Raw genomic sequence first — 19,640 nt, forward strand, 5'->3', positions numbered from 1 at the left:
TTAAAAAATCCGCAAACGTTATCGAGAAATAAGTCTCGATTTTGTCAATAAACAAAATATTGAAGTAAATCCTAAAATTGCTGCAAAAAAGCAGAAGATTACGTTATAATCTTTAGTAAATGACAGCAATCCGGGCCCTGCAAAAGCCGCAACTGACCATGCGATTAATATAAAACCAAAAGGAGCATTCATTTTATCTGCTCCGTAAACGTCTTTTACAAACGCCGGCATAGTGGCAAATGCTCCCCCGTAACAACTGATGATGATAAAAACAAGAAGCTGAAATAACACCGCATTTTGAGTCTGGGTTAAAATAAAGAAACAGGAAGTACCTATTGTAAAAAAGAGGAAAAAGGTTAACCATCGTCCTATCTTATCAGAAGCACTCGACCAGAACAGCCTGCCAAATCCGTTAAAAAAGCCAATTAAACCCACGAAATTGATGGCCTGCGCATCATCTAGATGAATAACTTCTTTAGACATGGGCGCCGCAATCGAAATTAAGGCAATACCGCAGGTAGTATTAAGGAATAAAAACAGCCAGAGACTGTAAAAACGAACATCTGTTAATAATTCTTTTAAATGTATCGAAGAATTCTGCACTGCCGCAGTTTCGGTTTCAGCACTTGAATCAGGAAGCGAAAGGCAGAATGACGCCAATATCATTAAAAGAAAATAAATACTTCCCAGCAAATAAAAAGTTCCCGAAACACCGCATAATTCTACTAAAGGCAAAATAAGCCTTGAGGCAACGACAGAGCCTACTGCAAATGACATAATAACGAGTCCGCTGGCAAAACCGGGTTTATCAGGAAACCATTTGACCACCACCGAAACGGGTGTTATATAACCAAAGCCAAGACCTATACCGCTTATAATCCCAAAAAATAAATAAAATAAGACCAGGGATTTTATGGCAATCGCAAAACCGCTTCCAAGTAAACCAATGCCAAAGAATAAAGCCGCAAGCAGTCCTGCATTTTTAGGGCCGATTTTGCGAACAAACTTTTGCATAAAAGCCGCCGTAAGTCCTAAAAAGCAAATGGCAAGACTAAAGGAAAGTTTTAACTGGCTGCTGTCCCAGCCGTTTAGAGAGTTTATAGGGTTTATCCAGACACTGTAAGCGTAAATAGAACCAATTGATAATTGCAGCATCATTCCTGCTAGTGCAACTACCCATTTATTTTTTGTTTTCATAAGATTATACATTTATTTTGGTGAAACAAATGTAGAAGCCGTGATTTACAAAAAAGGTGATTTTTATCGTGTTTTCGATTAAAAAACCAGAAAACTACGAAATCGATTTATAAAGAAAAATGAAGCTAAAACTCTAAGGCTGTGCTGTGTTTGATCTCTCCCATTACAAAAATACTGTTTGTATTTCCTATGTTTTCTATCGTCGATAATTTGTTCATTACAAAATCCTGATAGCTCGCCATATCCTGAACCAGGATTTTTAGCATAAAATCATAATCGCCTGCAATATTATAGCATTCTATAATTTCGGGCAGGGCTACAATATCTTTTACAAAATTGCTTCCCACGTTTTTGGCGTGTTCTTTTAAACGCACGTTGCAAAAAACCGTCATGCCGCGGTTCATTTTTTTCTTGTCTAAAAGCGCCACATATTTAGTAATATAACCGTCTCTTTCTAGTCTTTTGATACGCTCATAAACAGGCGTTACTGTCAGAAATAATTTACTCGCAAGGTCTTTTGTGTTGATATTTGAGTTTTCCTGAAGGTGTTTCAGGATCAGCAGATCGGTTTTATCTAAGCTTTCCATAGTTTTTTTTACGGCTGAAGGTTCGTTTAAAAGAAATATACAGTAATATAATCTTTAAAACATAATTTTAAAAACACATTTTACTGAAATAAACTCCAAATATAAGTTTAAAAAACCAATACAATAAATTTGTACAGTAAAAAATACTGAAATAAAAATGAAAACAAACAATTTAGGTTACCCAAGAATTGGCAGCAACAGAGAATTAAAAAAAGCCAGCGAACTGTACTGGGCAGGAAAAATTTCGGCTGACGAACTTATCGATGCCGGAAAAGAAATTCGTCTTCAAAACTGGAAACTACAAGCTCAGGCAGGAGTAGATTTGATTCCGTCTAATGATTTTTCTTTTTATGATCAGGTACTTGATCTTACTTTGGCAGTTGGCGCAATTCCAACTCGCTACCACAAACTGGCAAAAAGCAATTCATCTCTTGATTTATATTTTGCCATGGCACGAGGATCTCAGAAAAACGGACAAGATGTTGTTGCTATGGAAATGACAAAATGGTTTGATACCAATTACCATTACATCGTTCCTGAATTCACAAAAAACCAAAAATTTGAATTGTTTTCAGAAAAAATAATCAACGAATTCAAGGAAGCTATTTCTATTGGCATTAAAACAAAGCCGGTTTTAATCGGTCCAGTTTCTTACTTGTTATTAGGAAAAGAGAAAGAAGAAGGTTTTCACCGAATTGATCTCATTGATGCTTTGCTTCCTGTTTATTTTGAAATTCTGGAGAAATTACAAGCCGAAAATGCCGAATACATTCAGTTAGACGAGCCTTTCTTAGCTTTAAATTTAACAGATAAAGAAAGAAATGCTTTCACGAAAGTGTACAACGAAATCAACACTCGTTTCCCAAAACTTAAAATCGTTCTGGCGAATTATTTTGATTGTTTTGGCGAGAACTTACAAACAGCTCTGGCTCTTCCGGTTGACACTTTTCATTTGGATTTAGTACGCTGTCCGCTTCAGTTAGACGATATTTTAGAATCCGGAAAACTAGACTCAAACGTAAATCTTTCTCTTGGAGTGGTTGACGGAAGAAATATCTGGAAAAACGATTTTAAAAAATCATTGGAATTAATCAAAAAAGCTGCTGACGCTTTGGGCGAAAACCGAATTCTAATTGCGCCTTCCTGCTCTTTAATCCACAGCCCGTGCGATTTGGATTTGGAAACAAATGATCAGACACTGACTCCGGAAATCAAACAATGGCTGGCTTTTGCTAAGCAGAAAATTAACGAAATTGTACTTTTAAAACAATTTGCTTCAAACGAAGTTTCCATTGAAAATTCAGCCGATTTCAAAGAAAATGTTCAGGCCAATGAAAACCGTAAAACTTCAAAATTAATACATAATAATGATGTTAAAGCACGTGTGGCAGGAATTACAGCTTCTGATGACAAACGTAAAAGCGCATTTGCTGTAAGAAGAAAAAGCCAGATTGAGGCTTTAAAATTACCATTGTTCCCAACTACCACAATTGGGTCTTTCCCGCAGACTGCAGAAGTCAGAAGCTGGAGAGCAAAATTTAAAAAGGGAGAATTAACAGCTTCTGAATACAACGATTTGATCGAAAAAGAAACCGAGGCTGCGATTCGTTTTCAGGAAGAAACCGGAATCGATGTCCTCGTTCATGGTGAGTTTGAACGTAACGATATGGTGGAATACTTCGGAGAACAATTATCAGGATTTACTTTTACCAAAAACGGCTGGGTTCAGAGTTACGGCAGCCGATGCGTAAAACCTCCGGTTATTTACGGCGATGTTTCAAGACCAAATCCTATGACGGTAAAATGGTCTGAATATGCACAATCTCTAACTCCAAAATGGGTAAAAGGTATGCTTACCGGACCTGTAACTATTTTACAATGGTCTTTTGTCCGCAACGATCAGCCTCGTTCTGAAACCTGTACGCAGATTGCTTTGGCAATTCGTGATGAAGTGGTTGATTTAGAAAAAGCCGGAATTAAAATCATTCAGATCGACGAACCTGCTATTCGCGAAGGTCTTCCGTTGAGAAAAGAAGAATGGGCAAAATATTTAGACTGGGCGGTTCGTGCCTTTAGAATTTCCGCCAGCGGTGTAAACGATGATACGCAGATTCACACTCATATGTGTTACAGCGAATTTAACGACATCATTCAGAACATCGCCGACATGGATGCCGATGTGATTACAATTGAATGTTCTCGTTCGCAAATGGAGCTTCTGGATGCTTTTGCCAACTTTAAATATCCAAACGAAATTGGTCCGGGGGTTTACGATATTCACTCACCTAGAGTTCCATCAAGCGCCGAAATGGTCCGTTTGTTAGAAAAAGCTTCGGCTGTAATTCCTGTAGATCAATTATGGGTAAATCCGGATTGCGGTTTAAAAACCCGTCATTGGGACGAAACCAAAAAAGCTTTAATTGAAATGGTTGTCGCAGCTCAGGAAATGCGAACTGCTGTTGAAAATCCGGTTACGTAATAGTTTTACCAGAATATTTTTGTTTTTATGCCGACAGACGGAGTCGAAATTTAGTTATGATTTAGTTTCGGCTTCCTTTTGTCTGGTATTTTTATTTGTAGATTTTTTTTAAATTTTACCAACAAAAAAGCGCTCCAATTGGAACGCTTTCCTATTTTAATAAAAGATCTAAAACTAAAAGTTTTTAGAAATCCCGATGTTTACAGTTTTTCCAAAGTTGAATTCAAATTCCTTAACATCTGGTCCATCATTATTAAAACTCAAATTTTGATACCCAATACCACCAATGCTAAAATTTAATCCAAAACCTTTTTTCATATTAATAAAAAGAGCTGGAGTAATACCCGCATAAAAACCATCTCCTTTCGATTCGTTTTCTGCGTCCAACACATTAACAGTATTTTTTTGATTATGAAAACCAGTGCCTAAATCAGCAAATACTGAAAAAGTTTCTGTTAATGGAACGGTATAACGTAAAAATGCGCCTGCTTTCAAACCATTTGATTTTGCAGTCATTCTTCCATCAATCTCACTTTTTGAAGAAGCAAACGAGAATTCTCCTCCAACAGTCCAATTATCATGAAACTGATAACCTACTTTGGGAGAAAAACCAAATTCATGGAAATTATCACTAAATGTTTGAAAATCTCTATCAGAAGAAGAATAACTAATATTTCCTCCAACTAAAACTGTTCCCTTTTGAGCATTTACAAAGCCAAAAACTGACAATGCAAGAATGAGTAGCATTTTTTTCATATGTTTATTTATTAAGATTTGACATACAATAAACAATAAAAATACCACGATTTAAATGCAACATATTTAATAACAATTCATTAAACTTAATGTACTTTTTTCAAAGCAAAAATTAATAAATCTTAACCTAATTGTTATGTAATAAAAAAAGCACCCAATTGGGTGCTTTATGAAATTGATATATCTCTAAAAAGATTAGAAGTTTTTAGAAATACCGATGTTGAATGTTTGACCGAAGTTGAAGTTAAAAGTACTAACGTCTGGACCATTGTTGTCATAGCTGTATTTGTCATAGCTTAAACCACCAATACTGAAGTTAAGACCAAAACCATCTTTCATGTTGATGAAAAGAGCCGGAGTTACACCAACGTACATACCGTCTGCTTTAGCTTTTGAGTAACTAGATCCAGTATAGTTCTTTTCTGTTAAGCTTTGGAAACCTGCTCCCATATCAGCAAAAACAGCAAAAGTCTGGCTCAATGGCACAGAGTAACGTACGAACGCTCCAAATTTAGAACGGTTCATTTTGAATTCGTCTACACCTTCGTCTTCTTTTGAAGAAGCAATTGTAAATTCACCTCCAACAGTCCAATTGTCGTGGAATTGGTAACCTACTTTAGGAGAAAAACTAAATTCATTTGATTTTGTTTCGCCTACAGTGTAATCAACAGTTTGAGAAGAGTAACCGATGTTACCACCAACTAAGATTGTTCCTTTTTGTGCGTTTGCAAAGCCAAAAACTGACAATGCAAGTACTACTAGCATTTTTTTCATGGTTATTTATTTTTAAGAAATTTAATAACCCTTTAACAATAACGATGCCGCTGTTAACATTTAATTTTAATTCCTTTTGCGTGCCAAAATTTAGCAAACAATACTATTTCTCGTTACTTTTGTAACAAATAAAAAGTCATGTCGATAGAAGTAAACAGTATATCAAAAAGTTACGGAGAGCAAAAAGCGCTAAATGAAATTTCCTTTAAAATTGAGAAAGGAGAGATCGTAGGATTCTTAGGACCAAACGGGGCCGGAAAATCTACTTTAATGAAAATTTTGACGACCTATTTACTTGCCGATAACGGCGCAGCTCTTGTAAATGGTTACGATGTCATGACAAATACCAAGGAAGTGCAGCGCTCGATTGGGTACTTACCAGAACATAATCCGCTGTATTTGGATCTGTATGTTCGTGAGTATTTGGCTTTTAACGCCGATGTTTATAACGTGCCAAAATCAAGAATCGAAGAAGTTATCGAACTGACAGGACTGACACCTGAAAGTCACAAAAAAATAAGTCAGTTATCTAAAGGATACCGCCAGCGTGTAGGACTCGCGAACGCCTTATTACACAATCCGGATGTTTTAATTTTGGACGAACCCACGACCGGATTGGATCCAAACCAGTTAATGGAAATCCGGAACGTAATTAAAAATGTAGGTAAAAATAAAACCGTTTTTCTTTCGACTCACATCATGCAGGAAGTCGAAGCAATTTGCGATCGTGTCATAATTATTGACAAAGGACAAATTGTTGCGGACAATAAATTAGATCATTTAGTTGCCGCAAATAAAGAGCAAGTCATTGAGGTTGAGTTTGATTACAAAGTAGAGGAGCAGATTTTAGCAAAACTTGAAAATATTTCTTCATTTATTAACACGCATGACATGACATGGGAACTGACTTTTGTGACAGAAAAAGACATGCGCCCGGCAATTTTTGACTTCGCAAACGAAAACGGATTAAAAACCTTACAGCTTAATCAGAAGAACAAAAACCTCGAAGCTGTTTTTAGAGAAATTACGAAGTAAGTTTATTTTTTTTGAGTTTTCTACGGCAGTATTTAGTCACATTTATTAGTGGCAGTTTGCAGAAAGTTTCACTTTAAAACTAAGTTCGCCGCCCGCTCAGTTTTTTCAATAAAGAGAAAACTTATGAATTTAGAACCTCAGCAATCTGAACCGAATATAAAAAACCAATTTATTCAATTATGAATAAGTTGGTTTTGTTTTTTTAGTTCTACTTCTGATTTCTCTTAATAAATAACACTTTTCATTAAAACATTATCTCTTCGGTTTCAAGCAATTAACAATTTTTCATGTAAATTAAATTTATTTTTATTTAGACTTGTTATAAATAATGTTATATTTGCGACGCTAAAGTCAATAATTATAAGCCAATGTTGTTCGTAATACTATTTCTAAAAACCTTTGTCTTTCGTTTTTTACATCAGACTGAAGGTTTTATTAGAAAAGCAGGCGACAAAATTGAACAAATTGTTTTGCAGTAAAAACAAGCCATTACCAAATAAAAGCCAAGAATAAAATGAAAAATATTGTAACCTCTGTAATGCTGGCGTTTTCAGTTTACTCCTATTCACAAAGCGAAAAGGAGAAAGACAGTATTGTAGAGACATCCATAAATGTTTTAGATGAAATTGTTATCTCAAAAAAGAAAGTTTTATATACGCAAAAATCAGATCGTTTAGTATTTAATGTAGAAAACAGCATCGTTTCTGAAGGTGGAACTGCACTTGATGTTTTATCGCGTGCACCGGGTGTTGTAGTTTCTCAGGATGGCGATTTATCTATTCGCGGTCAGCAGGGTGTTGCTGTAATGATCAATGGAAAGCTGACACAGCTTTCGCAGAAGGAACTGGCGAATTACCTAAAATCGACTACTTCATCAAATATTAAACAAATTGAAGTTATCACGAATCCTTCAGCAAAATATGATGCTGCCGGAAAAGCCGGTATTATTAATATCATACTAAAAAAACCAAGTACTTCCGGATTAAAAGGAACTGCCTTTACCAGCTACGGAAGAGGACGCAAAAACAGAACCAACTCTGGAGTAAACCTTAGTTACAACAAAAACAAACTGGGTGTTTACGGTAATTACAGTTATACTTTTAGAGGAGAAGAAGAAAGAAAAGAATTCAATCAGACTCAATATACAGATCAAACCCGCCAGCAGATTTCGACCACAAATCACCAGACTTCGATTACTGACGAGCCTTTGACTTCGAATAATTTTAAAGTTGGAACTCAATACGAGATTTCTCCAAAAACAAATATTGAAGCGTATGTTGATGCTAAAATCGGGCGTTATGAAAATATGGCCGATGGAACAAACAAACTTTTAAACGCTATGAATCAATTACAGTTTGATGCCATTACGTATAATGACAGCAAAGAAAAATGGTTCGATTATACATATGCCGTTTCAGGGGTTCATAAATTTAATACTGAAGGAAAAAATATGGTTTTTGATTTTGAATATGAAACTTCAAAATTCAGATCGAACCAGTTTCAGAGTGCCGATAATACAGATGCTTCAAATCCGACTGTAATTAATGACAGAAGAGGATATATCCCTTCTCAATTAAGAGTATTTACCGGAAAGGTTGATTTTACAAATCCTATAAAAGAAAAACAATCTGTTGAATGGGGATTTAAAGCAAGTCTGAAAAACAATGATAATCCATCGGTTTATGAATTTTACGATAACAATCAGTGGAATATCGATGCCAATTCTACCAATCATTTTGAGTATAAAGAGCAGATTTATGCAGCTTACGCTAATTATAAGCACCAAATTGGGGATTTAAACATTCAGGGAGGTCTGCGTACCGAATTTACAGCTATCGAAATTCTGCAGAAAACACTGAACGAAGAGCATAAAGATGATTACTTAAAATGGTTTCCGAGTCTTTCATTAAAATATGAATTTACAAGCAGTCATTCTATGCATGCTTCGTACAGCAAAAGAATCAACAGACCTAGCCAGTTTGACCTGAATCCGTTTCGTTTTTACGATGATTCGTTTAATTATTCTCAGGGAAATCCAAACTTAGTTCCTGAAATCACTCATGCGGCTGAAATTGGATATGCCTGGAAAAGTGCTTTTATGGCGTCGTTATATTTTAATACAACAAAAGATGTTTTTACAGATGTATATATGTACAATCCTGATACAAATACTACCGTAACCACACAAATAAATGTATCTAAATCTTATAATTACGGAGCTAATATTACGAATACAACTGAGCTTTATAAGTTCTGGTCAGTAAATACACTTTTTAATGTTTTTGAGAACAGGTTTATGGGGAATGTTTTAAACTCAACTACCATTGAGCCTATTTTAACCTTAAACTTAAGCGTACAAAATTCATTTACCATAACCGAGACTTTAAAGGCAGAAGCAAATGCACAATATCAGTCAAAATCTAATTTAGGAGTTTACCAGAGAGATGGTTTCTTCGATTTAAGCATTGGGGTTTCAAAACAGGTATTTGCAGGTAAAGGAACGTTCAAATTAAACTTTACCGATGTTTTAAACACAAACAACTTTTACATTAACTCTGTAGTGGCACAAACAGCTATTAATAAACGATACGATCTGGATAACCGTATTGCAACATTAGCCTTTACATATAGAATTTAAATCATCCCTTGAAACTTGTTTTTTTGTTTTTTATTTTTTTTTGAAGAAAAGAGCCTGCTCATCTGAACAGGCTCTTTCTATTTTTAGACTAAAAATATTCGTTTCATCAGATGATATATTTTACAACACAAAAAAGCCTTTTAAAAAGAATTTGATCTTCTAAAAGGCTTTTTAAATATATTAAAACAGATAAATTATTTACTTGTTTTCGTTTTTTTCTTTCTTCCCCACCAAATATAAAATCCTGTAAGAGGTAAACTGGCACAAATTAAACTTCCTGCAAAATAAATTATCTTGGTTGTCATGCCGCCTATCGCACCTACGTGAAGACTATAATTGGATCGGCTCATCCAGTCGTGAAATTTTTCGTCACCTATATATTTTCTGGAATTCGGAAGCATTTCAAGCGTTTGGGGGGCAAAATATAAATCCCTCCAATTTCCGTTATGCATATCTGTACAGGCATAAAAATTATCTTTTGGTTCATCCGGAAGATGAATAATTACTGCTTCTTTATTATGTACTGCAATTTCTTTTCGTACTTTATTAAAGATGAAATCGGCTGCGGTTAACCTGTCTATTTCCGGTTTAGATAATGTATCTGTTTTGGTTTCTGTAACTTTTTCTTTCTTTTGCTTTTCAGAATCCCACCCGCCTGTTATCCAGTAGGTGCTTTCCCGCACCCAGTGAAAACTCATAATTAATCCCGTCAAAGCAATTAAAAATGCTAAAAGGAGCGTATAGAACCCCATGACATTGTGTAAATCATAATTAAGCCTTTTAAAACGCGCGCTCCATTTGATTTTAAAACTGCTGTTGATGGTTGTTTTATTCCATTTCTTCGGAAACCATAAAATAAGTCCGCTGACTAAAAGAAAGAAGAAAATCAAAGTTGACCATGAAGTTACAGCTGTCCCCACTTCTCTTCCCAGCCATACGTAACGATGACCTTCATCGATTTCATGAAAAAAATCTTCGTGATCGACCATCCCTGTTATGGCTCCATTATATGGATTTACATAAATCAATGAATCTGACTCAACATCTACTTTTATTGTCTTATCTAAACCATTGTACCACAAACCGTGAACTTCTTTGTTTGGTAAAGCCTTTTTTACTGCTGTATATATTTTTGACGGCGGCAGTACTTTATCTGGGCTTTGGGCTTCGACATGCAGCCAAGGCGAAGTCAATTCTTTAATTTCCTGCTGAAAAACCAAAATACAGCCTGTAATTCCCATTATAAAAACTACAATTCCGGAAGCAAGTCCAAGCCATAAATGCAGCCAGGCGTTTACTCTGCTAAAAAGAGATTTCCCTTTCGATTTTGGTTTTGATGATTGTTTTTTGATAACATTCATTATAAATTCTATTTTAAAAACATAACAAAACCATATAACCACCGCGGTTAAACAGTGATTATATGGTTATAAAATTAAAAACGTTTAGTTTCTAAATTATTTTGCTGTTGTTGTAGTTGCTGGTGTTGTGTGAGTTAATTTAGTGATAGCTGCAATATCAGTTCCACCACCTGTTACTTTTGCACCCGCAGTAGCTGCGCCGGTTGCAATGTTAATTTTGTAAACACGAACTTCATCATTGGTAACAAATGCTTTGTAAGCATTTCCATCTTCATAGTACAAACTTCCAATTCCAAAGTAACTATCACCTGCATGAGAAGGTAAGCCTGTAACTGGTGTAATTGCTTTAGTAGGTAAGTCTATAATTGCTGATTTAAATTTGAATGAACTATGGTTAAGGAATCCCCAATTTGCAGTATCGTCTGCAGTAGGAATATAAACAATATATGCTTTTTCTCCTCCAAGCGGATAAGCAGCAACTACTTTACCATTTAGAGAACTTGACTGAATATCAAAGAAGTAGTCAGCATCAAATTCAGTTTGTCCTTTATTAATACGAAGAATTCCTGAATGTCCGTCTTCTTTTACTACATAACCCGCTGCCATAGCATTTGAAGAAAAAGTGTAAATATTACCTGAATCAGTACGGATAATACCTGTATTTGTATAATACATACCCGCAGCAGTAGTACGTGGATCAGCAATTCTCTTAACAAAGTTTAGTGATGGATAATCATAAATTCTGATATATGCTTGTTTTTGATCGATATCCCAGTTATCGCTGGCATCTCTATTGAAAACAGATACAAATACTTTATCACCTACTACTGTTACACCTGTAGGAAAGTCAAAACGATTTGCTGAAGTACCAAAATCATTAAATTTTCGGCTTGTGATGTATTGTTTTTCAGGATCATAAACAATTAATTCATTATTAGAGCTTGCACCTTCCCATGAAGCACCAACAATTAATAATTTATCATCTTCAGTAACACCATAAGCAAAAGGTGATTCTATAAAAACTCGCTTTCCTGTAACTAAAGCAGCAGCTGCGTTTAAATAATAAGGAGCCGCACCTTCATCATCAGTACTTAAAGCAAACATAGTGTTGGCAATAGGAATATATGATCCTCCCTGTTCAATTCCTTTTCCTGTCATGTCAATTGTTCCAGTCATTATATCATTTAATGAACTAAAACTCCACATATAATTCTCATTCCATGTATCAGTTTGATAACCCAGAACATATTTACTTACAACGATAGGCTCTGGCGTAACCACTACTGGTTCTTCTACTGGTTTATCATCATCACTGCTGCATGAAAATAGAGTAAATGAAAGCAGCGCAAGTGCTAAAAGATTTTTGATTTTAATTGTCTTCATATTGTTTAATTTTAGTTAATTATCCCTTGTATATCAATACAATCAATGGGAATAAGATTTTTATATATTTTTTGAATTACATAAAGAAATAACGAAGTTTTAATGTAAATGACCTTCCCGGTTTCTGCACATTATAATAATCGTATAGTTTAACATCAGTAATATCATAACATTCTACTGCAATATTGTAACGTCCATTTTTTAATGAATACACAACAGAAGCAGAGTAGAAAAGCTGCTCAGGAATTTCTTTTTTATTTATCTCTCCAAGATTTGGACTTCTTAAATAATAACTATCTGAATAATTTGCTAATAAGTTCAGCGTTAGAAAATCATCTTCAAACTTAATTTTTCTAAAATTCAGTCCCAGATTAGCATTTCCATATAAAATTGGAATATTTGGCTGCTGCGTATTATATAAATAATTCGTTTGATTTGTATCAGGAGAAATAGTCACGTCTTTATTTAGTGTTTTTTGATAAGTAGCATTCAAATCAACGTTAAGCCATCTTTTATAACCATAGTGCAGTACTCCATCAACACCGCTTACCTGAATATTTTTAAAATTCACACTTTTTACCTTACTCGGATCCAGGCGGTCAGGTCTGGCCTGTATAAAGTCACTAGCCTCTCTGAAGATGTAATTTGCTTCAAATCTAAAAGAGTGAATCGGGAAGATTTTTTTCCAAGAAAAGCCAATATTAAAATTATCGCTTGATTCAGGCTGAAGAGTTGGATTTGGTGTTATTCTTAAACCATCCCCCAGTAATTCGAGAGATGAAGGATATCTGTATGCATGTTCAAAAGATGCTTTAAGCTGTAATTCTTCCGGAATTACGAAGTAGGCAGCAGCTGTACCATATCCTGTATTATTAAATGAAGGTGTCTCTTTTTGTTCCGAAGATGTACCGGAACCTGTTACAATCTCGCCATTTAAACTAAGTATTTTAGCAAAAGCGGTGTATGATAATCTTTTTTCTAGTGCAGATAAACTATAAGACAATCCTACTATATTTTTATTTACAAATGGCTTTGTAACCTTATATGTCGGAATGTATTCATTGTTTTCTGTACGGGAGTATCCGACATAAGTATGATTAAATGCAAAAACATTATTCTCATTAAGTTCATATTTAAGATTGGTATTACTTTGAAGTGACTTTATATCATAAACCATTAGGGTTTTAGTTGAATTAATCTCTCCCGAAGTATTATATTTAGGCACATCTGTTCGAACTCCTCTCCAAGTAAACCTTCTGGATGAAGTATCAACTTTACGTTCTTCTGCTATATTATAAGAAGCTGCCAAAGTTGCTGTTAAGCCTTTTGTAAACAAATTAGCTTTTTTATATTTTAAAGAAGACACAAAATTATGACCATCTTCAAAAGCATCACCAACTACCCTAAACATACTGGCACCTTGTTGTACTTCTTTCTTATTTGCGCTTCCGGTAACACCTACCAATAAATAGTCTGCGTATTTTTTATCTTTTACTCCAACTTCTGCAATAATAGTGGCTTGTTTATATCCATCATGGAAATGTTTAAGTTCTTCTTTTGGACCAAAAAGACCTGTAACAGGATCCGGAACCTGAGCCTCTACTTTATAACTATTATCCGAATAGTTTGCAAAAGCATTAAGATTAGCTACAAAACCATTTTTACTTGTGTATCGGGTATTAATAGAAGCTTTATGTGTATTAAAAGAACCAAAACTATAAGATGCATCAAGGTATCGACTAACATTTTTATTGGTAATAATATTAACTGCTCCTCCTAAAGCATCACCTCCTAATTCAATTGGCACAACTCCTTTGTAAACATCAATTCTCTCAGCCATGTTGGTAGGAATGTTGTTTAATGTAAAAGAAGGTCCATAATTATCTAAGGGGATTCCATCCATAAAAAACTTAACCTGATCACCGGAAAATCCATTTAATGAAAAATTAAATTGTGATCCCATTCCTCCGGTTTCCCTCACACGAACACCCGTTGTTCTATTTAAAACCTGATTTAAATCTGATGAAGTATTATAAAGCTGTTTTAAATCGACAGCTGTGATATTAAATGCCTCTTCACGAACACGCTGAACCTTAGATTTTCCGGTAACCTGAACTTCTTCCAGAGCCGCCATATCTTCTTCGATCGTGATACTGGGAATTGTTTTGGATTCGTCCAGATTTATTTTGGTTTGTTTGGATTTAAAACCAACATAACTGATCGATAATGTATAGTTCCCCGGCGCAGCACTTATTTCATATCTTCCTTCTTCATTTGTCAGGGCTGAGTAAGATGTTCCTTTTAGTGCTGCAGAAACTCCTTCCAGAGGCTGTCCGTTATTTCCAAGTACAACACCACTTAAAATTACTTTGCCGCCTTGCGAGAATCCGAGTTGTACTGTAAAGAAAATTAAAAGCAATCCTAATATTCTATTAATTTGCATTATTTAAAATTGGTTTAAATTAAATTTAGCACAAAATTAACATCATCATACGCTTCGTGCAAATTATTTTTAACTATTCTAAATAAAATGATTAAATAGATGTAAAAATGTTTTTTATGCAAAAAAGAAAAGCAATTCTTAAGATTTAATTAATTTAATATTAAAATCACATTAAAAAAAATTAAAACTATTAAGCAATTCAAATTTTTATTTTCTAAAAAAACTTACAAAAAGAAATAAAAAAATCCTGTATACCGTCAGGTAAACAGGATTATAAGATTTAAAGCGATTTGCTTTTTATAAAAGTCTTTTCATTTCTTCAACTACTAATTTTATATCATGCTCATTGGTTCTCCAATTTACAAAAGAAGCCCTGATTCCTTTTTTGTTTTGATAAATAGTGGGTGTCATGAATACTTTTCCGGTATCATTTAATTTTGTCAAAAATTGCGATACTTTTTCCTGATTTTCATTTCCTTTTAAAGTAAAGCAGACATTATTTAGACGAATCGGTGCTAATAATTCGAAATCATTTTCTATCAGGGCATTTCCAAATTGTAATGCCAGCGTTATACTGTTTTCAATAATATCCCTGAAACCTTCTTTCCCGTATGCCTTAAGCGAAAACCAGGCAGGAAGCGCACGTAAACGACGAGAATTTTCAGGAACTATATTCAGATAATTAAAATTTTCAAGCGGATTTCCTAAATAAGGCGCATTTGAATTCTGAAACGTTTCAATCTGAAGATTTATATGTTCTTTTTTGACCAGATAGAAAGCACTTTCGTAAGGTACATTGAGCCATTTATGACAGTCAATTGTAATGCTGTCTGCTCCTTCCCAGCCTTTTACATAATGTTTATATTTATCCGAAACTGCAGCAAATCCGCCAAAAGCTCCATCAATATGCCACCAGAAATTGTATTTTTCTTTTAGTGCTGCAATGGCTTCAAAATCATCAAAATCGGCTGTATTTACTGTTCCAGCGCTAGAAATTAAAATGAATGGTTTTCCGTTTAACTTCTTTATATTTTCTTCTAAATCAGCAATGTCAAGCGCTTCACGATTTCCTTCAATCGTTTTTACAGTGGTATAATTCTGGCTTCCAATTCCTAAAAGCGATAAACACTTTACAGAAGAAGAATGTGGAGTTGCGGTTAGAATGTTAACTGTTTCTGAAATTCCGTTTCTGGCATAATCTTTTCCAAATTGTTTTCCAAACCATTGTCTGGCAACACCAAGAGAAGTAAAGTTTGACATGGTCGCTCCTGTAACAAATCCGCCCAAAAACGAATCTGGAAGATCCAATAGCTGCAACAATAGATTAATAGTTTCAAATTCTATTAAAGCAGATGCTCCGCCTTGTGCTTTTACAGCCTGCGTGTTTTGATCGTAAACCGCCGCCAGCCAATCACCAACTATAGAAGCTGGAGTGGAACCGCCTGTTACGAATCCCCAATATCTTGGCCCTGAAGAAGAAACCATTAAAGGAGCTAATCTTTCGTTAAACTCTTTTAAAGCATCAATAGATCCTAATCCTAATTCGTTTAAAGTCGTTTTTGGATCAATTGTGTATGTGTTTGAAGTCGGAACGTTTTCGATATCATTCAGAAAATCAACTCCTTGTTGTTTTGTTTTTTCTAAAATATTCTCAAAATCGTCGAGATCTTTCTGCAGTATTGAATTCATAAGTTTGTTGTATTAGTTATGTTGCGCAGATTGCGCAGATATAATTAGGTTTATAAAAAATGTGTGTTAAAAAAAGTACCCTACCACTTGGTTTTTTCCGAAAATCGAGAAACCAGCATTGATGAAATCACATCACCATTAGCGTTTAATAAGGTCGCAATTGGGTCGACCAATGTTCCTAAAATCATCGCAACGGGTAAAGCTTGTTCCATCGGAAAGCCATAAACGGTAATGGCTAAAACTTCTCCAATATAACCGCCATTCGGAATTCCGCCTTCGACTATGGAAACGATTACTGTAATTCCTAATGCTAAAAGTATGGTTGAAGGTTCCGTAAAATCTTTCCCAAACATAGCAAACAGAAAAGTTATTTTTAGGATAGATGACATACTGGAACCATCTTTATGTAAAGGTGCTCCAAGCGGAATTACCAGATTTCGCACATGTGCCGGAATTCCCATTTTTTGTGCAGCATCCAGATTGGCTGGAATGGTTGCGATGCTGCTGCAGGTTCCAACCGCGGTTAAAGATGGTGTTATATTATTGCTCCAAAAAACTTTAAAAGCTCGTTTTCCGCCAGCAATAAGCGTGTACAAACTGAAAAAGGTAAAGAAATAGAAAACACAGGCAGCGTAATAAACCGCCATAGGTTTTGCATAAACACCAAACAATTGCGGCCCGAAAATACCAACCTGATACGCAAAATAAGCTCCTAAACCTATTGGCGCAAATTTCATAATGATATTCAGCAATTGCTTCATCACTTCATTTCCCGAATCCAGAAAACTCTTGAATGCATTTCCTTTTTCTCCCGATTGCAAAGTGGCAAAACCAATTAAAAATGAAAATATAATCAGCGCCAACATACTTTTTCTGGACAACAATTCGAAGAAATCATTTGTAGTAACCAATTTTGCAATCTGATCGCCGACAGATCCTGATTCTATATTTTCAAACGGAACTTTCGCAATGGCAATATCCTCATGAATTGGAAAAAGATAAACCGCAAAAATCATTACAATTGCAGAAATAAGAATCGTTGACAGAAAAACCAAAATCATAATAAAGAACAGTTTTCCTAACTTTTCTTTCTGTTCCAAATTTGCAATTGAAGAACCAATTGTAAAGAAGATCAGTGGAATAATTGCGGTGAAAAGCAAATTCAGGAAAATATCTCCAACTGGTTTTATAACCAGAACTTTTTCGCCAAAAACTAATCCAAAAATACTTCCAATGATTATACCTCCAAGAAGCAAAAGTATACTGCTGTAACTTTGCAGAAAATTGATTTTTTTAGTTTCCATAATGATACAATTGGATTAGAATTCTGTGGCAAATAATTTAAACACATAGAAACATAGTCATCTTTGGCTGCAAAGGCGTTTCACTTGTTTAGATGCACATAGCTATGTTGAAAAAATGTGTTTTTTCTTTTAGTCCTTTTCGATTAAAACTAAAAAAACTATGTTTCTATGTGTTTAAATAAATTTATAGCTGTTTTTATTTCTCCAGAACAATCGTAGTAAAAGCTCTATCGACCAATTCGCCTGTTTTGCTTTTTACTTTTTCGGTCTGAGTTTCGGTGTAAACAATTTGAAAAGCTGTTTTCTCAATTAATTGCTGTGCTTTTGCTGTGCTGTAAAGCTCAAATTCAAATTGAGTAAATGGCAGTTTTTTCATGAAATCTTCTTCGGCAAATGTCAGACAGAAATTCCCATTTGGCTTTAAAACTCTGTAGATTTCCAAAAGCAATTCTTCCGGCTTCTGCCAAAAATAAATGGTGTTTACTGTAAATATTTTATCGAAAGATTCGTCTTCAAACGGAACTGCGTTTCCATCGTAAAGAGAAAAGAAAGCTTGTTTTTGAGAAACAAAATTTCTGTTGATCTGGCGTGCTTCCTGAAACATTAATTCAGACATTTCAAGTCCGTAATATTTTAGGTTGTCAGCTTGTTCGAAAAGAAATTCAACATGGCCTGCGTTTCCGTGACCTAGTTCAAGAATTTTATTTGCTGCCGAAATATTTAGATTTTGAATGGAATGTTTGGTCATATTGATGTTCGTTTCGTTCATCATATTTCCTATTTCGATTCCTTTTTCTCCTGACGGATGTTTTAACTGAGAAGCGATGGCTTGTAATTCTTCATTTTTCATGATGTGAAAATTTTAAGCTTCTAAATTAAGCAATATCTCAATTCAAATTCCAAATTCTATTTTTTTGTCATTTCGACGGAGGAGAAATCACACTCGTATGTCTACAAAGATTGGAAATTACTTTGCGGAGTTTCCAGTGTGACTCCTCGTTCCTCGGAATGACAAACCAGTCTTAAAATTTCTTAAAAAACCTGACTAGCAATCTGACGAATATTCTCAGATTTACCCATTGAATAATAGTGTAAAAACGGAACTCCGGCTGCTTTTAATTCTAATGACTGCTGAATTGCCCACTCGATTCCGACTTGTTTGATTTCAGCGTTATTTTTGCATTTGTCTACCGCATCGATTAAATCTTCTGGTAAATCGATTCTGAAGATTTGCGGCAATACTTGTAAATGTCTTTGAACGGCAATTGGTTTAATTCCAGGAATAATTGGAATTGTGATCCCCATTTCTCTTGCTTTTTCTACGAAAGCGAAATATTTAGCATTATCAAAAAACATCTGCGTTACTACATAATCAGCACCGGCATCTACTTTTTCTTTTAATCTTTTTAAATCCGATTGTAAAGAAGGAGACTCTAAATGTTTCTCTGGATAACCTGCAACACCAATACAAAAATCGGCTTTGTTATCAGCATCGATTACTTCATGCAGATATTGTCCGCAGTTTAAATCTTTGATTTGTTTTACCAAATCAATTGCATAATGATTTCCTCCTGCTTTTGGTACAAAAGATTGCTCATCTTTCATCGCGTCACCGCGAAGTGCCATTACGTTGTTGATTCCTAAATAATGACAGTCAACCAACATGTATTCGGTTTCTTCTTTGGTAAAACCGCCGCAAAGCAAATGCGGCACCGTATCAACATTGTATTTGTGTTTTATAGAAGCGCAGATTCCAAGCGTTCCCGGACGCATACGAGTCAGTTTTTTATCCAAAAGTCCGTTCCCTTTATCAATATAAATGTACTCCTCACGAGAAGTGGTTACATCAATAAACGGCGGATTAAACTCCATCAACGGATCAATATTATCGTATAATTCCTGAATGCTTTTCCCCTTTTGAGGCGGAATAATTTCAAATGAGAATAATGTTTTTCCTTTGGCGTTTTCTATATGTTCTGTTACTTTCATTTTAA

At 34.9% G+C, this 19,640-nt stretch carries 14 protein-coding genes; 3 read left to right on the forward strand and 11 right to left on the reverse strand.

The window, feature by feature from the left end; all coding sequences use genetic code 11:
* Window positions 1–18 precede the first annotated feature (18 nt).
* A complete protein-coding gene (locus tag OZP11_RS12165; RefSeq protein WP_281235464.1) occupies window positions 19–1,197 on the reverse strand; it encodes an L-lactate MFS transporter in 1,179 nt (392 codons plus the stop codon).
* A gap of 125 nt (window positions 1,198–1,322) precedes the next feature.
* A complete protein-coding gene (locus OZP11_RS12170) occupies window positions 1,323–1,784 on the reverse strand; it encodes an Lrp/AsnC family transcriptional regulator (RefSeq protein WP_281235465.1) in 462 nt (153 codons plus the stop codon).
* A 157-nt stretch (window positions 1,785–1,941) separates the two neighbouring features.
* Between OZP11_RS12170 and metE the strand changes: the two genes are divergently transcribed.
* On the forward strand, window positions 1,942–4,263 hold the full coding sequence (gene metE / locus OZP11_RS12175) for a 5-methyltetrahydropteroyltriglutamate--homocysteine S-methyltransferase (protein WP_281235466.1): 2,322 nt from the start codon (window positions 1,942–1,944) through the stop codon (window positions 4,261–4,263).
* 174 nt (window positions 4,264–4,437) lie between these two features.
* Here the strand turns inward: metE and OZP11_RS12180 are convergent, their stop codons facing one another.
* Both OZP11_RS12180 and OZP11_RS12185 read right to left on the reverse strand, forming a co-directional pair.
* Window positions 4,438–5,019 (reverse strand): outer membrane beta-barrel protein, encoded by a 582-nt coding sequence (locus OZP11_RS12180; RefSeq protein WP_281235467.1) that lies wholly within the window; start codon window positions 5,017–5,019, stop codon window positions 4,438–4,440.
* A 195-nt stretch (window positions 5,020–5,214) separates the two neighbouring features.
* The gene (locus OZP11_RS12185; RefSeq protein WP_281235468.1) at window positions 5,215–5,793 is read right to left on the reverse strand and encodes an outer membrane beta-barrel protein; all 579 of its coding nucleotides are present in this window, start codon (window positions 5,791–5,793) and stop codon (window positions 5,215–5,217) included.
* Window positions 5,794–5,931: 138 nt separating this feature from the next.
* Between OZP11_RS12185 and gldA the strand changes: the two genes are divergently transcribed.
* Both gldA and OZP11_RS12195 read left to right on the forward strand, forming a co-directional pair.
* Window positions 5,932–6,828 carry a gliding motility-associated ABC transporter ATP-binding subunit GldA gene (gene gldA / locus OZP11_RS12190; protein WP_281235469.1) on the forward strand — a complete coding sequence of 299 codons (897 nt, stop codon included), beginning with the start codon at window positions 5,932–5,934 and terminating at the stop codon, window positions 6,826–6,828.
* A 514-nt stretch (window positions 6,829–7,342) separates the two neighbouring features.
* Window positions 7,343–9,466: a TonB-dependent receptor domain-containing protein gene (locus OZP11_RS12195; protein WP_281235470.1), complete on the forward strand. Its 2,124-nt coding sequence runs from the start codon at window positions 7,343–7,345 to the stop codon at window positions 9,464–9,466.
* Between the two features lie 194 nt (window positions 9,467–9,660).
* Here the strand turns inward: OZP11_RS12195 and OZP11_RS12200 are convergent, their stop codons facing one another.
* The 7 genes from OZP11_RS12200 to metF form a co-directional block, all read right to left on the reverse strand.
* Window positions 9,661–10,827, reverse strand: coding sequence for a PepSY-associated TM helix domain-containing protein (locus OZP11_RS12200; protein ID WP_281235471.1), 1,167 nt, complete (start codon window positions 10,825–10,827; stop codon window positions 9,661–9,663).
* Between the two features lie 96 nt (window positions 10,828–10,923).
* The gene (locus OZP11_RS12205) at window positions 10,924–12,210 is read right to left on the reverse strand and encodes a DUF4374 domain-containing protein (RefSeq protein WP_281235472.1); all 1,287 of its coding nucleotides are present in this window, start codon (window positions 12,208–12,210) and stop codon (window positions 10,924–10,926) included.
* Window positions 12,211–12,286: 76 nt separating this feature from the next.
* Window positions 12,287–14,653 (reverse strand): TonB-dependent receptor, encoded by a 2,367-nt coding sequence (locus OZP11_RS12210; RefSeq protein WP_281235473.1) that lies wholly within the window; start codon window positions 14,651–14,653, stop codon window positions 12,287–12,289.
* 297 nt (window positions 14,654–14,950) lie between these two features.
* Entirely contained in the window at window positions 14,951–16,342 is a 1,392-nt protein-coding gene (locus OZP11_RS12215; RefSeq protein WP_281235474.1) for a pyridoxal phosphate-dependent decarboxylase family protein, read from the reverse strand.
* 80 nt (window positions 16,343–16,422) lie between these two features.
* On the reverse strand, window positions 16,423–17,646 hold the full coding sequence (locus OZP11_RS12220; RefSeq protein WP_281235475.1) for a dicarboxylate/amino acid:cation symporter: 1,224 nt from the start codon (window positions 17,644–17,646) through the stop codon (window positions 16,423–16,425).
* A 196-nt stretch (window positions 17,647–17,842) separates the two neighbouring features.
* Window positions 17,843–18,496 carry a class I SAM-dependent methyltransferase gene (locus OZP11_RS12225; RefSeq protein ID WP_281235476.1) on the reverse strand — a complete coding sequence of 218 codons (654 nt, stop codon included), beginning with the start codon at window positions 18,494–18,496 and terminating at the stop codon, window positions 17,843–17,845.
* A 182-nt stretch (window positions 18,497–18,678) separates the two neighbouring features.
* A complete protein-coding gene (metF, locus tag OZP11_RS12230; RefSeq protein WP_281235477.1) occupies window positions 18,679–19,635 on the reverse strand; it encodes a methylenetetrahydrofolate reductase [NAD(P)H] in 957 nt (318 codons plus the stop codon).
* Window positions 19,636–19,640: the final 5 nt, after the last annotated feature.

The organism is Flavobacterium gelatinilyticum, assembly GCF_027111295.1.
Classification (GTDB): domain Bacteria; phylum Bacteroidota; class Bacteroidia; order Flavobacteriales; family Flavobacteriaceae; genus Flavobacterium; species Flavobacterium gelatinilyticum.

Coding starts and splice junctions, on each gene's coding strand:
- OZP11_RS12165 (WP_281235464.1), bottom strand. CDS start 1,197: ATGAAAACAAAAAATAAATGGGTAGTTGCACTAGCAGGAATGATGCTG.
- OZP11_RS12170 (WP_281235465.1), bottom strand. CDS start 1,784: ATGGAAAGCTTAGATAAAACCGATCTGCTGATCCTGAAACACCTTCAG.
- metE (WP_281235466.1), top strand. CDS start 1,942: ATGAAAACAAACAATTTAGGTTACCCAAGAATTGGCAGCAACAGAGAA.
- OZP11_RS12180 (WP_281235467.1), bottom strand. CDS start 5,019: ATGAAAAAAATGCTACTCATTCTTGCATTGTCAGTTTTTGGCTTTGTA.
- OZP11_RS12185 (WP_281235468.1), bottom strand. CDS start 5,793: ATGAAAAAAATGCTAGTAGTACTTGCATTGTCAGTTTTTGGCTTTGCA.
- gldA (WP_281235469.1), top strand. CDS start 5,932: ATGTCGATAGAAGTAAACAGTATATCAAAAAGTTACGGAGAGCAAAAA.
- OZP11_RS12195 (WP_281235470.1), top strand. CDS start 7,343: ATGAAAAATATTGTAACCTCTGTAATGCTGGCGTTTTCAGTTTACTCC.
- OZP11_RS12200 (WP_281235471.1), bottom strand. CDS start 10,827: ATGAATGTTATCAAAAAACAATCATCAAAACCAAAATCGAAAGGGAAA.
- OZP11_RS12205 (WP_281235472.1), bottom strand. CDS start 12,210: ATGAAGACAATTAAAATCAAAAATCTTTTAGCACTTGCGCTGCTTTCA.
- OZP11_RS12210 (WP_281235473.1), bottom strand. CDS start 14,653: ATGCAAATTAATAGAATATTAGGATTGCTTTTAATTTTCTTTACAGTA.
- OZP11_RS12215 (WP_281235474.1), bottom strand. CDS start 16,342: ATGAATTCAATACTGCAGAAAGATCTCGACGATTTTGAGAATATTTTA.
- OZP11_RS12220 (WP_281235475.1), bottom strand. CDS start 17,646: ATGGAAACTAAAAAAATCAATTTTCTGCAAAGTTACAGCAGTATACTT.
- OZP11_RS12225 (WP_281235476.1), bottom strand. CDS start 18,496: ATGAAAAATGAAGAATTACAAGCCATCGCTTCTCAGTTAAAACATCCG.
- metF (WP_281235477.1), bottom strand. CDS start 19,635: ATGAAAGTAACAGAACATATAGAAAACGCCAAAGGAAAAACATTATTC.